Below are 14045 nucleotides of genomic sequence, written 5' to 3'. Positions count from 1 at the left end.
TTCATGGACTCCGACAGTTTGAATCCATCTTTTTGGGATGGAAACTAGCTCAGAATCAACTTGTGTGTACACGGTAGGCTGGGGTGCAGGGTAAAATTATTGAACTTGTGGAAAACGGCGTGGATTTTTCGGTGTGGCGATCGGACTCTACCGCATCAAAACAACCCGATCAACAGGTTCATTTTGTGTTCTTGGGGCGCCTCGCAGACTGGAAGGCTGTAGACCTACTGCTGGATGCCTTCGTACCCGTCGCAGCTCAAACTGATGCAGTCTTGGAAATCATCGGTGATGGAGAGATGCGGGGCGAACTAGAAACTCAAACAGCTCGTTTGGGACTGGGCGGTAGAGCTATATTCAGTGGCTGGCTGTCTCAGGATCAGTGCGCTATCAAACTGCAACAAGCTGATGCACTGGTGCTGCCAAGTTTGCGAGAGCCTGGGGGGGCGGTAGTAATGGAAGCAATGGCGGTGGGCTTGCCGGTCATAGCAACGAACTGGGGCGGCCCAGCGGATTATCTGAATTCCACTTGCGGTATTTTAGTAGAACCGACTTCTAAAGAAGGATTTGTCAAGGGCCTGACAGATGCGATGCTCAAGCTCGCTCATTCACCCGAATTGCGGCAGAGTATGGGTTCTGCGGGACGGGAAGGAGTCCGGCAGCATTTTGATTGGGAACGCAAAGTCGATCGAATACTTGAAATTTATCAACAAACGATCGACGATTGCCTCAAGCATTAGGTAGCAGACCATTAAAGCATAAAGCAGCAGCTTTCAGGTTGAAAGCTGCTGCTTGGGGGTGCTAAAAAAGTATGTGGCGGCCCAAAGACCCCTCTCTACATCCTAGCGAGCTAAAAACGGGTTAACCCGTTTGTTTGGTTAACCCGCGAGCTTGGAAACCTGCAGATCAATTAGTTTTGCACTACCAGCTTAACGTTGGCATTTTGCAAACCGCGCTGCTTGACTGCGGCCAAGGTCTTGTTAACTGCGTACTTCTGGTTGATGGAGTTGATTAACTCAGTTTGATTGTGTTTTTTGGCGACGCCCCAGAGGTCGGCAATCAGGTCAAAGGAACCATCGCTATTGCGAGACCAACCCAGGTCATATTCGCCTTCGAGAATCGCCACGATGTCGGAGCGAACGCGCTGACCGTTATAGCCACGAACATCAGCTTCGGACTTGACTGAAATGCCCAAGTCGCGCAGGGAAGCTTTCAGGATTTCGGCGTCGGTGATTTTGGTACGCAGTGTGCTAAAGTGAGACATTGGATTTCCTCCTAATAAAACTGAGAGAGAAACAACAACGGTCTGGATTTAACGGTGCCGCTGGGCGGCTCTTCAATCGAACTGCTAGCTGTTGCTAGCCTTTGCTCCTGTTTGGACCAGGAGAAAGCTTTTAGAATTCCATTCGCTGATATTCAGCGACGGAAGACGCAGCGGGCCGTGCGCGCTGTCTAGCCCAATCCCGCAGGGCAGTCACCTGTTCGGTCATGGTTTTAGATAGTGGCAATGTGGATTTAATGGCCGCGATGATGTCTAGCTGCGTAAATTCTCTATCTTGAGCGAAGGCTTCGTACATGGCTGCTACTAGCCCTTGCTCAATTTCTGCACCTGAAAAGCCGTCGGAAACGTTGGAAAGTTGCTCTAAATCGAAGCGAGAAATTTCCCGGCGCCGCTTTGACAAGTGAATCTTGAATATATCTTGGCGTTCTTCTTTGGTAGGCAGGTCAACAAAGAAGAGTTCGTCGAACCGCCCTTTCCTCAAGAATTCCCCCGGCAACCGCTCGATTCGGTTGGCTGTTGCCATTACGAAGACTGGGGAAGTCTTTTCTTGCATCCAAGTGAGGAAGGAACCGAAAATCCGGCTGGAGGTGCCTCCGTCTGAGTCTGCAGAACCAGTGCCTCCTGCAAAAGCTTTGTCTAGTTCGTCGATAAAGAGGATGGCTGGAGAGATTGATTCTGCGGTTTTGAGGGCGTTGCGGAGATTGGCTTCCGATCGACCCACCATCGAGCCGTCGTAGACTCTACCCATATCTAGCCTCAGCAGGGGCAGTCCCCAGAGGCGGGAGGTGGTCTTGGCAATCAGCGATTTTCCGCATCCCGGTACGCCGAGAATTAACATCCCTTTTGGTTGGGGTAGACCGTATTCTCTCGCCCTTTCTGTAAAGGCGTTGGAACGCTGCCTGAGCCACCTTTTGAGTTCTTCTAAACCCCCGACTGCATCCAGGGTTTCATCTTCTTCTATGAACTCTAGAATGCCGTTGCGCCGAATTAATTGCTTTTTCTCCGACAGAACGATGTCTACTTCTTCTTCTGTTAAGCGCCCCGTAGAAACTTGGGCTTTGCGATAAACTTTTTCAGCTTCGTCCTTGGTCAATCCCAAGGCTGCTTTTAAAAGTTTTTCTCGCGCTTCTGTCGTAATGCGTCGCGATTTCGTTTGCTCCAACTGGTTAGACAATACTTGGTTTAGTTCCTTCATGTCTGGGAGCGCGAAGTCTAAAACCACTACTTCCTTTTCTAGCTCGATCGGAATTTGCTGCAAAGGAGACATCAGTATAATTGTCTTTTGCGTTCCTTTGAAGTTGGCGATCGCATCGCGCAACCACCTCGTTACCGGAGGAGAATCTATAAAAGGATGCAGATCTTTGAAAATGTAGATGCTAGCGTTACTGTTCGGTTCTCGCTGCCTGATCACCCATTCAATTGCGGCCTCTGGGGAGACGGTGTTGTGCTGGGTGGTGGTGCGGGGTTGACCGTACTCCACAATGCCGTGAGTTACAGTCCAGATAAATACTCGTCGCTGTGGTTTGGCTTGAGCTATTGTCGAAATTGCTTGCTCACACCGCTCTTCCTCGGATGTCACGAGGTAGATCAGAGGATATTGAGCTTGGATTAGAATACTGATCTCTTCTTGCATAGTCCTCGACCCACTAGAGACGGTGCTATCTTTGCTGAATCTCAATGCTGCCCTTCGCCCTCTTACTGAAAATTTCAGTTCTAGCTTTTTGGGGAAGCAAGGCATTCTTAGCAGGGAACCAATTCTTCCTCTCCCGGTTTGGCAGTGCTGGCGCTGACGCTCGACACCTGCTTTACTGGAAGATCCTGCTCAGCCAATACGCTCGGCTGACTTGTTATGGATGCCAGTTCTCCATCTCGCATGACTACTGAACCCGTGCATTCTGGACAGTTGTATACCCGATGGGTTTGTCCGTAGGAGGCTTCTACTTCGTCAACCAGTTCGGGATTTCCTAGGTAGAAGACAATTGCCCTTTCTGCAATTGATGACATCGGTTCAGTTTCGACTGCGGCTCGGATTTTGAGCTGGCGATGCAGTTCTGGTGGAAGATACAATGTAACTTTTTGCTTTTCTTGCATATGACAGTGAATTGACTTACCCGGGTATGTATATCAGATTAGCGGCTTACTTCTTTGCTGTCAAGCCTCTATGCTGCTTTAGCGTCATCTTGTAATATTTCGTTACACTTGAGGTGACTCTGGGGCTGTTAACAACGAAAAAGTTAGGGGTGTAGCTGATGAGTCCGAGGTGCAGCGGCAGGTATGGGTAGCGTCAAGGACGATCGACCAACTATAAATATGAACAATAGATATATAGGATTAGGGCCAACAAATTCTTTGAGTCGCCATCTGGGGTAAGGTGCGCCATCAGCACCCAGCCCGCTCATGAGTGGTGAAGAATGCCCCCAAAGGCTTGAAATGTCATAGCGGGCGATCGATAAATCTTCTTCATAAGATAGATTAATCGCAATAAATAAATAATATCTATTGCCCATCCCCAACGGCTACAATGACGCAAACACGTTGATTGCATTCATGAGCGGGCTTGCTGATGGTCAGCCCGCTGTAGAGAGGCTCAAACGCTTGGGCTAAAAGTCCCTCAAACGTTTGAAATGTAGTTTGTAGGGTGCTATGCGGCACAAAGGTTGAGTTTGTAGAGTGCGCCGTAAGCACCGGTGGACTCAGTAAACAACGAAGTTACTAACTTTGGGCGTTTTGATTTTGAAACCCAGCTCCCCCAAGCAGTTGTTATTGCTTTAAGTTTGAAAAATCCGAACGTGAAATAACTGTTTTCGGCTTTTTATCGGGTTCAGATTTAACACACCTTGACAGCGCTAGCGCTCCGCACCCTACCGTTAGACTTTTTGGATGACATTGTGTAAGCTGTTACGCACTTAATTTTTTTGCCCAAAGGCTCGCTACAAGGACTCTAGGCTGCTAAATATTAAATTTAGATGGGTATCAGCTTATCTTTAATAGGGCAGTGCTGGGTAATATATACTTGGATGCGGACCTGCTAACCTGAAATTTTTAATTTTAGATATCAAAGAACTGACTGATGGATTTAGACCAACAGATTCAAGCATTGATCGAAAAAGCTCCGCCCGATGGTTCGACGCCACAAATCTTAAAGGCGATCGCCCCGGCCCTGGTGTTAATTGCCCAACAGCTACAGCACCTCGAATACTCGATCCTGCAAGCGGTAGACCAAAGTTGGGCGATCGTGGTTTTGAGCAATCTCAAGCAACCGGGACGGGAGAAGAGGGTGATTTATGCTTGGAACAGTATTAAAGATGCGTCGCAGGCTGCGGCTGCTGGGGGCGATCGCCTCAGACCGGTGCTTTTGCCTGTCACTCACATTTTATTTCAAATGATAGCTCTTGAAGGTCTTGACAGTATTGTTTTTTTTGAAAGTCCCGGAAATCTGGAAGTCGGGACGGAAATCCCTCGCGAGCAAGTACAGAGTTTAATTAACGTTTACTTGCAACAGTATCGATCGGCTCCACCCCCGGATATTGCCTAAACAACTCAATTTTCTATTAATTGGTAACAGGGCATTAGGCATTGGGAATTCCCCATTACCAATTCCCCATTACCAATAAAGTGTAACTTTTTAACCTCTAATAAAGTCTACTCAAAACGTATTCAGCCAAATCAATCAAAGCTTGACGGGACTCTGAATGGGGCAGCGCAGCTAAGTATTCGACGGCTTTCTGTGCGTAAGTTGTGGCTAGTTCTCGCGATCGCTCTATGCCTCTAGAATCTTCTACCAGTGCCAGGGCCTGCTCTATATCTCCTTCTTGGGCAAATTCCCGTTCTATGAGAACTTCCAAGTAAGGTTTTTCTTCTAGGCAAAATAGGGCTGGCGCTGTCAGATTACCGCTTCTGAGATCCGAGCCTGCCGGTTTCCCCAAAGTTTCCGTTGAAGCGGTGAAATCTAATATATCATCTACTATTTGGAATGCCAAACCAATGTTCCGACCGTAGTTGTACAAATCGTCTGCTATTTCCGCTGAAACCTCGCTCAAACAGCCCGCTGCTTTGGAACTGTTGGCAATTAAAGACGCTGTTTTGTAATAACTTTTTTCGAGGTACGCTTCGATCGACAAGCTGGTGTCAAATCCATTTAGTCCCTGCTGAATTTCCCCCTCAGCTAAATCCATAATCACTTCTGAAAGCAGTTTGACTACTGGCAGGTTGTCGAGATTTGCCAAATGCCAGGAAGATTGAGCAAACAGAAAGTCTCCGGCCAATACTGCCACTCGGTTGTTAAACCGACTGTGAACCGTCGGCACTCCCCGCCGGAGATCCGACTCGTCCACCACGTCGTCGTGCACGAGACTAGCGGTGTGGATCATTTCCGTGATTTCAGCGAGGCGGCGGTGTTTTTCCGTGATTTCCCGATCGGGCATAGTCGCCTTGGCCATCAACAGAACGATTGCGGGTCTCACTCGTTTTCCCTTTGTGCCGAATAAGTATTCTGCAGCCGCGTACAAGATGGGATGACGGGCACCCACTAACTGTTTTAAGTTTTCTGTCAACAGTCGCAGGTCTTCTTCAACCGAGGAAAATAGGAGAGTGCTAGAGATCATGGATACGCCGACTCAAGCCGTAAAGTAACAAAATTTTACAAATCATATCTTTATTTTAAGGTAATTCTCTGCAATAGAAAAGAAAAATCTAGGCGATCGGCAGTTATTTGTCATCTGCCACCCGATGGGAGTCACCCGCCTGCCAGAGGCGAGTAGCCGACTGCCAGAGGGGTTGCCCCTATTGTATCGAATTGTTAAGGACACTGCCAAAAAATCTCTAAATCCCAGAAACCCTGTGTTATTATGGGTATTAAGGATTTAAACAATTCTATACATTAAGTACAGCCAGACTGGCAGGTAGCTTTTAGGTGCCTGTAAAAGTTTCGTAGAGCCAGCCTTGTTAGTCGATCGCAGCCAAAATTTCTGGGACAGATTTTTAGTTCCTCGCGGCTAAAAGTTTTCAGAAGTTAAGAGTAGCGCATCTTATGTGCACGGTAGCTCAAAGCAGCTAAAGTGGATGGTTTTAGGCTGTTTAAGCATCTGTAAAGCAGTAAATCATTATTGATGACCGGGAACGCCTAAATGTTCCCGCAGGCTTGATATGGAAAAACAGCCTTCAGAACCAAGGCATGGTCTTGCGTGCTGACTTAATGTAGTAGGTCTTGAACTTGTCCTGCTCCTCCTCGTCCTTGACTTTTGGTTCTAATTATGATTTATCGCGATATTCCTCTAATTATTCCCATTCTGGCCGCCGGCTATGTAATGACTATTTATGTACTGCTGATGTTGGCCGAACGCAGCGCTAAAATAACTCGATTGGGCGAGTAGTGTACTGCTGGGCAGCCGAAGTCGGCAGCAGCGTCCTCGCTTCACCCTTGAGAATTCGGAATACTCAATAATAACCCTGCCTTGAATGCTTGCGCGCAAAGGCAGGGTTATTATTTACAATTGCGGGCACCAGGATTTTCGGGGCTGCTAGTTACTGCAACACGTAGCTACAGTTATCGATGTTCAATGCCCACAGCCTCAGAGGCAGGATATTATATTTAGTAGCAGCTTGTATCGCTCACAGCAAGTTTTATGTCAGGGAAACCCCACCAATATTCCGAGAAAGCTATTAAAGTGTTCTCAAAAACGCTGAGTTTGAAGTTGTCTGTAATTGTGCCAAAAATCTCCATACTCCTATTTTGGATGGCAAGAACTTACAGAAATAAAACGCGAATTTTCTGAATCTAGCAATCTGCTTGCTCAATAGAAGAAATCCATAAACTTGCACTGCAATCAAATATTTCATCAAAGGGTGCTTAACTTGCTGAGTCAGGCAGATAGTCTCTGCCATTTATTCACAGCTTACAAAGAAGATCATCTGCTACACATAGAGCAAGCAGACTAAGTAATTTTTGATAAAGAAATATTATTGCTCTCACTGTATGGAAGAAAAGTAATTGCCAATATTACTGACCGAATTAAAACTATATTAACTCTTGATTACCAAAAGTAAAACACCGAGTATAAGTTGTCATAAATTATCAAGCTCCACTGCCTAAATTGTTGTTTTAACTAGACAAACTAAAACAAGTTGCTATAAATTTGATGCACCATGCTTTACAAGCTATAGAGAATTGCCGAGTTTTAAAAGTAGAGGTGAGAGCAGAAAACCCGAGCCTGCTCGTCAGTGGGAACTGAATTCCCTGGGAATTTAGTCACGAATATTTGCTCCGTTCTTCACCACAAAACCCGCCGACGAAGGCAGCGGGTGGGGACTGGAGATTGTTAAAAAAAGTGTGGAAAAACATTTGGGTAAAATAGAAGTAACATCAGTTATCGGTCAAAGGACGTGTATTGTGTCAATTCCGATCGCCGTTTAGCGCGATCGCACTAAAAATCATACCAATGCCCGACTAAAAATGCAACTCTAGACCGATGTCAAACCTGGATTGCAGTGAGCGTAACGCGACTGTAACATCGGAAATCTAAAATGGTATTAAGTGCCGGTTCCGCCTGCATCTATCCTCCTTGATTTGCCCATGTCAACAACAGTTTCTGATACCCAAAGCTTGCTAGAACAGGCGATCGACCCCAAACCGCCGGTGGTGCCTCCAGACACACCCTTGAAAGTAGCAATTGCTGCCATGACTGAGGCGAGTGCCAGTTGCATTTTAATCGCGTTTGAGCAGCAATTGCTCGGAATTTTTACAGAACGCGATGTTGTGAAAATAACTGCTAGCGAAATACCGCTAGCAGGGGTGGCAATTTCTGAGGTAATGACTAAAAACCCGATCGCCATTTCCCTCGATCAAGCGGGGAATATCTTCAAGGTATTGAGCATATTGCGCTCGAAAAGAATCCGTCATTTACCCCTCCTAGACGAAGGTGGCAAATTGCTAGGCGCTATCACCTGCGAAAGCATCCGTCAAATCCTCAAGCCGGCAGACTTGCTGAAAATGTGGCGCGCCGAAGAAATTATGACTACACAATTAATAGTTACCTCAAGCAGCGCCTCAGTTTTAGAAGTCGCAAAACAGATGAGAACCCACCGGAAAAGCTGCATAGTCATTTGCACTGACAGCGACAACAAAAATCAGAAACCTGTGGGCATAATTACAGAACGCGACATTGTTAAATTCCAAGCTTCTGGACTAGATTTCGCACGTACTCCCGTCACCGCGGCGATGAGTTTTCCGCTGATAGCGTTGCAGATAAAAGCCACCTTGTGGCAGGCTCACCAGTTAATGCAGCAGCACCGCATCCGGCGCTTGGTGGTGGTGGACGAGGAAGGATATTTAGCCGGAATTGTGACTGAAATTAGCCTGCTGCAGGCTTTAGATCCCGTAGAAATGCACGCAAATGTCGAGCTTTTGCAGGAAACAGTTGCCGACAAAATTCAGGAGTTGAACAAAATGAACGAAGAATTGCAAAAAGAAGCGTTGCGGAGAACAGAAGTCGAGGAAAAGTTGCGAAGTTTAAATGATAATTTGGAAGAACAAATCAAACAGCGAACTTTAGAATTAATTAATGCCAACACTCAGTTAAAAAAGGAAATACAAGACCGCACTACCGCTGAAGCTGAAGTTCGCCGCCTCAACACCGAACTCGAACAGCGAGTTCTAGAGCGCACGGTTCAACTAGCAGCCAGTAACGAAGAATTGCAGCAACAAATTAGCGGTAGAAAATTGCTCGAAGAAAAATTGCACTTTTCTGAAAGGAAAGTCCGGGCCGTTTTTGAAGCGATGACCGACATCGTTCTCGTGCTAGACAGTCAGCGGAACATAGAAGTTTTGCCCACGAATCTGGCAGCGGTTTCTGAGCCTGATTGCGATATAGTCAGCTTGACCATCGAACATTTTTTTGACGACGACAACCCGGATGATTGGTGGGTGTTAGTTCAGCAAGTGTTAGAAACACAACAAACTCTCACTTTTGACTACAAATTAACAGTTTGTGGTCGCGAAATTTGGTTTTCCGCCTGCATTTCTCTGTTCTCAAAAGATGCAGTCATTTGGGTTGCCCGCAACATCAACGCCCGCAAAATAGCCGAGTCAGCGCTGTGCCAAAAAAATGCAGAGTTATCTCATACCTTAGAAGAACTGAAGCGGACTCAAAAAGAACTCATTCAATCAGAAAAAATGGCAGCCCTCGGACAGTTAATTGCCGGAGTTGCTCATGAAATCAATTCTCCTTTAGGGGCGATTCGCTCTTCGGTGCAGAACATCGCCGACTTCTTGACCGAACAATTGCAGCAGTTGCCGATATTTTTTCAACAACTATCCCCGGAACGGCGACAGGATTTCTTTGCTTTGCTACAGAAGTCTAGTCAAGAAACAGATACATTATCTAGTAAAGAAAAACGTCAGTTAAAAAAACTTTTGCAGGGGCAATTAGAATCAGAAAATATTGACGACGCCGCTAGTCTTGCCTGTACTTTATTAGATATCGGCATCGGCAATAATGTAGAACCTTTTTTACCTTTGTTGAAAGACAGCCAAAGTCGAAACCTTGTACAAACCGCCTACCAATTTGCTACGGTACAAAAAAGCACTAAAAATATTGCTACGGCTACAGATAGGGCAGCCAAAATCGTTTTTGCTTTGAAAAGCTACTCTCGTTACGACCAGTCGGGTTCCAAAGTGCTCGCTAATATTACCGACGGTATTGATACTGTTTTAACGCTTTACCACTACCAAATCAAACATGGTGTGGAAGTAGTCAGAAACTATGGTACTAATTTGCCATCTGTGCTATGCTATCCTGATGAACTAAATCAAGTTTGGACAAATTTGGTTCACAATGCTTTACAAGCGATGGGCAACAAAGGAGTGTTAAAAATTGATGTCAAACACCAAGCGAAGGCAATATCAGTCAGTATTACGGACAGTGGTCCAGGCATTCCCCCAGAGATTATGCCGAGAATTTTTGAGCCGTTTTTCACAACTAAACCTCCAGGGGAAGGCAGCGGTTTGGGATTAGATATAGTTCAAAAAATTCTGGAAAAACACCAAGGTGAACTGCAAGTAGAAAGCGTGCCTGGTCAAACAAAATTTACTATATCTTTGCCCATTGGAACCCCTTGATACCAATTTAAAAAAGCTGGAAATCCTTCAAGTTTTAAAATTTAATAGAAGTAAAATTTTATGCCTAAACCAGTAATTTTGTGCGTTGACGATGAAGTTGTGGTCTTAAATAGTTTAAAAATTCAACTGAAAAAAGAATTTGGGGATGCTTATCTCTATGAAGTAGCAGAAAATGCAGATGAAGCTCTGGAAATTATGGAGGAAATTCAAAAAGAAGATGAAAGTGATATTTTGGTCATAGTATCTGACTGGTTAATGCCAGGGATTAAAGGGGATGATTTTTTGATTATGGTTCACCAAAAATATCCTAAAATTGTGAAAGTCATGCTGACCGGGCAAGCCGACGAAGTAGCAATAGCACGGGTGAAAGAGCAAGCAAACTTGCACCGTTGTTTGTACAAGCCGTGGGAGCGGAAAGAATTAATAGAAACTATAAAATCTGGTTTAAAAAAACTATGAACAATAAACCTGTGATTATTTGCGTGGATGACGAACCGATAATTCTTGAAAGTTTGAAAATTGAGTTAAAAAAAACCCTGGGGGAAGAACACTTATTAGAAACCGCTGAAGGCGGCGAAGATGCTTTAGAGTTAATAGAGGAATTACTGGCTGATGGGTGCGAAATAGTAGCAGTGATTTCTGACTATCTGATGCCGAATATCAAAGGGGACGAATTGCTGAAGCAGATTCACAGAATTTCGCCAAAAACTATCAAAATTATGCTGACGGGGCAAGCAGACCTAGAAGCAGTGGCGAATACTATTAAATATGCTAAATTGTACCGATACATATCGAAACCTTGGCAGTCGGAAGATTTGAAGTTGACGGTAAAAGAAGCGATTAACAGCTATTTTAGGGAGAAGCAATTAGCGGAAAAAAATGCTCAACTCCAAAAGCTGAATCAAGAATTGGAAACTTTAGTGGAGGATAGGACTGCACAACTGCGCTTGTCTGAGGAAAAGTTTGCTAAAGCTTTTCGTTCTTCTCCCAACCCGATTGCTATTACTCGACTTAAAGATGGTCGTTATTTAGAAGTCAATGAGGCTTTTTGCCAGACAATTGGTTATCCTGCAGCAGAAATTATTGATCGCACGGCGCTTGATTTGAATCTTTGGGAAAATATACAAGCCCGCGCCGAGTTGTTTAAAATGTTAGATGAAAAACAAATCATTCTCAACTACGAATTTGATTTTCGCACTAAAAGCGGGGAACTCAGAACCGGGCTGCTGTCTGCAGAAATCATTGACATTCATGGCGAAACCTGCATAATTTCTGTGATTCAAGATATTAGCGATCGCAAATTAGCCGAAGAAAAACTCCGAGCTGTAGCGGCTTCTTTAGCAGCAGCCCAAAGAATCGCCCGTGTCGGTAATTGGGAATGCGATTTATCGGCCAACACAACTACTTGGTCGGAAGAGTTATCTCGGATTTTTGGGATCGAGCCAACCCAGCCTGCACCAACACTAACTGAGTTTTCGCAATATGTGCATCCGGACGATCGACAAAAGTGGCAAACAACGATCGACACTGCTATTGCTAGCGGGCAATCCTACAGTTTGGAATATCGAATTCTGCGGCCGGAACCGAAAATTGCTACGGATAATTGCCCGTTACAGACAAGTGAAGCCGGCTTCATCCGCTACATCGAAGCCAGAGGAGAAGTAGTTGTCAACCAACAAGGTCAAGTGACAGTGACAAAACTCTTCACAACTTTGATGGACATTACCCCACGCAAGCTGGCCGAAATAGCCCTAGCAGAGAGCGAAGAAAAATACCGTCATTTAGTTGAAACTTCCCAAGATATTATCTGGTCTTGCAATGCTGAAGGGCACATTACTTTTGTGAACCAAGCAGTTAAACAAATCTACGGTTACGAGCCTGAAGAAATGCTCGGGTGTTCTTTTAGCGATTTCTTAGCTCCAGGAGAAATAGACTGGAAATGGGAACTTCAGCAGCGCTTGCTGACGGGAAAAACTGTGTTTCAGTACGAAAATATAGTATTAGGAAAAGACGGCAGAAAGATTGATGTAAATACCAAGGCGATCGCGCGCATGGACGCTGAAGGAAACATCATCGGCACAACAGGCACTGCTAGCGATATTACCGAACGCAAACAAACTGAAATAGTCCTGCAAAAAGCCAAAGAAGAAGCCGACAGAGCGAACAGGGCAAAAAGCGAATTTCTCTCGAATATGAGCCACGAATTGCGGACTCCCCTCAACGCAATTCTCGGTTTCAGCCAACTGCTGGCCCGCGACCCAGACCTGGATGCCGACCAACAACAATATTTAGGAATTATTATCCAGAGCGGGGAACATTTGCTCATTTTGATCAACAATATTCTGCAAATGTCAAAAATTGAAGTAGGGCTAGTCACACTTAATAACAGCACTTTCGACTTGCACAAAATGCTAAAAAATACTGAAAATATGCTGAAGCTGCCCGCACAGAAAAAAGGGTTGCAGTTAATTTTCGATTGCCGACCCGACCTACCTCAATATATAGAAACTGACGAAAGCAAATTACGACAAGTATTGATAAATGTAGTCGGAAATGCTATTAAATTTACTTCGGAAGGTGGTGTTAACTTGAGAGTCAAACATGAGCTGCTCAAAAATAAAAATCACCCCGAGATTTCGCAAAGTGAGAATTGCTCTTTGCTATTTGAAGTGGAAGACACGGGTTCAGGAATTTATTCGGAAGAAATGGAGAATGTGTTTAAACCTTTCGCGCAAACAGAAAGCGGGAAAAAAGCTCAAGAAGGAACCGGTTTAGGGTTGCCAATCAGCAAACAGTTCGTTCAGTTAATGGGAGGGAAGATGACGGTAACAAGCACCCTCGGTCGCGGCAGTATTTTTAGATTTGATGTTAAAGTTTCGCTCCCTAATGAAATGGAAATTCAGGTGGCTCAAATAGCTCGCCGAGTGGTGGGTATTGAACCCGGACATCCAGAATACCGGATTTTAGCTGTTGACGATCGCCTGGAAAGCCGCTTGCTGTTGGTCAGAATGCTGACATCGCTCGGCTTTGCGGTGCAGGAAGCTGAGAATGGCGTTCAAGCTGTGGAAATGTGGTCGAGTTGGGAACCTCATTTGATTTGGATGGATATGCGGATGCCGGTGATGGACGGTTACGAAGCTACTAAACAGATTAAAGCGCATTTGAAAGGTCAAGCAACGGTGATTATTGCTCTGACTGCAAGTGCTTTTGATGAGGAGCGATCGCTGATTTTGTCTGCTGGTTGCGATGATTTTGTTGCGAAGCCTTTTCGGGAGCAAGTGATTCTGGAAAAGATGGCTAAGTATCTGGGAGTCCGCTATGTTTACGATCGAGAAGCTTCGCTAAGTTCTGATGCTGTAGCGTCCGGTGAGGTTTCCACGGTAACTGGAACAGCTAATTTTCCTTTTACGCTCAATGCTTCATTTTTTGAAGGTATGCCTGCTGAATGGGTGGATGAATTGTACGCGGCGGCGGATGCGGTTGATAACGACGAGATTTTTCGGCTGTTGTTGTCGATTCCTCCTATTAATGCTAGTTTCCGGAGCGCGATCGCCGATTTGGCGAATAACTTCCGGTGCGATCGGATTATCGATTTGATTGAGGAGTTTAGAAATTTTTGAAGGAAGAAGCAAGAAGGAAGAACGGAGAGGG

At 45.3% G+C, this 14045-nt stretch carries 11 protein-coding genes; 6 read left to right on the top strand and 5 right to left on the bottom strand.

Annotation, left to right across the window (positions count from 1 at the left end; genetic code table 11):
* The first annotated feature begins 83 nt into the window (after nt 1–83).
* Nucleotides 84–737: a glycosyltransferase family 4 protein gene (locus tag QUA40_RS14015; protein ID WP_333126671.1), complete on the top strand. Its 654-nt coding sequence runs from the start codon at nt 84–86 to the stop codon at nt 735–737.
* 170 nt (nt 738–907) lie between these two features.
* Here the strand turns inward: QUA40_RS14015 and QUA40_RS14010 are convergent, their stop codons facing one another.
* The 4 genes from QUA40_RS14010 to QUA40_RS13995 all read right to left on the bottom strand — a co-directional run bounded on the left by QUA40_RS14010 (nt 908) and on the right by QUA40_RS13995 (nt 3786).
* The gene (locus QUA40_RS14010; RefSeq protein ID WP_006635781.1) at nt 908–1261 is read right to left on the bottom strand and encodes a DUF1257 domain-containing protein; all 354 of its coding nucleotides are present in this window, start codon (nt 1259–1261) and stop codon (nt 908–910) included.
* 130 nt (nt 1262–1391) lie between these two features.
* Nucleotides 1392–2912: a stress-responsive protein Ycf46 gene (gene ycf46, locus QUA40_RS14005; protein ID WP_333126668.1), complete on the bottom strand. Its 1521-nt coding sequence runs from the start codon at nt 2910–2912 to the stop codon at nt 1392–1394.
* 107 nt (nt 2913–3019) lie between these two features.
* Nucleotides 3020–3370, bottom strand: a complete 351-nt coding sequence (locus tag QUA40_RS14000) for a hypothetical protein (protein WP_333126665.1) — start codon at nt 3368–3370, stop codon at nt 3020–3022.
* A 143-nt stretch (nt 3371–3513) separates the two neighbouring features.
* A complete protein-coding gene (locus tag QUA40_RS13995; protein ID WP_333126662.1) occupies nt 3514–3786 on the bottom strand; it encodes a hypothetical protein in 273 nt (90 codons plus the stop codon).
* A 563-nt stretch (nt 3787–4349) separates the two neighbouring features.
* Between QUA40_RS13995 and QUA40_RS13990 the strand changes: the two genes are divergently transcribed.
* Nucleotides 4350–4814: a hypothetical protein gene (locus QUA40_RS13990; protein ID WP_333126659.1), complete on the top strand. Its 465-nt coding sequence runs from the start codon at nt 4350–4352 to the stop codon at nt 4812–4814.
* 97 nt (nt 4815–4911) lie between these two features.
* Here the strand turns inward: QUA40_RS13990 and sds are convergent, their stop codons facing one another.
* The gene (sds, locus tag QUA40_RS13985) at nt 4912–5883 is read right to left on the bottom strand and encodes a solanesyl diphosphate synthase (protein WP_333126657.1); all 972 of its coding nucleotides are present in this window, start codon (nt 5881–5883) and stop codon (nt 4912–4914) included.
* Nucleotides 5884–7532: 1649 nt separating this feature from the next.
* Between sds and QUA40_RS13980 the strand changes: the two genes are divergently transcribed.
* From QUA40_RS13980 to QUA40_RS13965, 4 genes are all read left to right on the top strand, one after another.
* Entirely contained in the window at nt 7533–7691 is a 159-nt protein-coding gene (locus QUA40_RS13980; protein ID WP_333126674.1) for an ATP-binding protein, read from the top strand.
* A gap of 159 nt (nt 7692–7850) precedes the next feature.
* A complete protein-coding gene (locus tag QUA40_RS13975) occupies nt 7851–10394 on the top strand; it encodes a CBS domain-containing protein (protein WP_333126655.1) in 2544 nt (847 codons plus the stop codon).
* A 60-nt stretch (nt 10395–10454) separates the two neighbouring features.
* Nucleotides 10455–10853 (top strand): response regulator, encoded by a 399-nt coding sequence (locus tag QUA40_RS13970; RefSeq protein WP_333126653.1) that lies wholly within the window; start codon nt 10455–10457, stop codon nt 10851–10853.
* Nucleotides 10850–14014 carry a PAS domain S-box protein gene (locus tag QUA40_RS13965; protein ID WP_333126651.1) on the top strand — a complete coding sequence of 1055 codons (3165 nt, stop codon included), beginning with the start codon at nt 10850–10852 and terminating at the stop codon, nt 14012–14014. The genes QUA40_RS13970 and QUA40_RS13965 overlap by 4 nt, the downstream gene beginning before the upstream one ends.
* Nucleotides 14015–14045: the final 31 nt, after the last annotated feature.

The sequence above is a fragment of the Microcoleus sp. Pol11C3 genome, from assembly GCF_036701485.1.
Lineage (GTDB): Bacteria > Cyanobacteriota > Cyanobacteriia > Cyanobacteriales > Microcoleaceae > Microcoleus.
The sequence above is the reverse complement of the archived record's forward strand: the minus strand, read 5'-3'. Positions and strand labels throughout refer to the sequence as shown.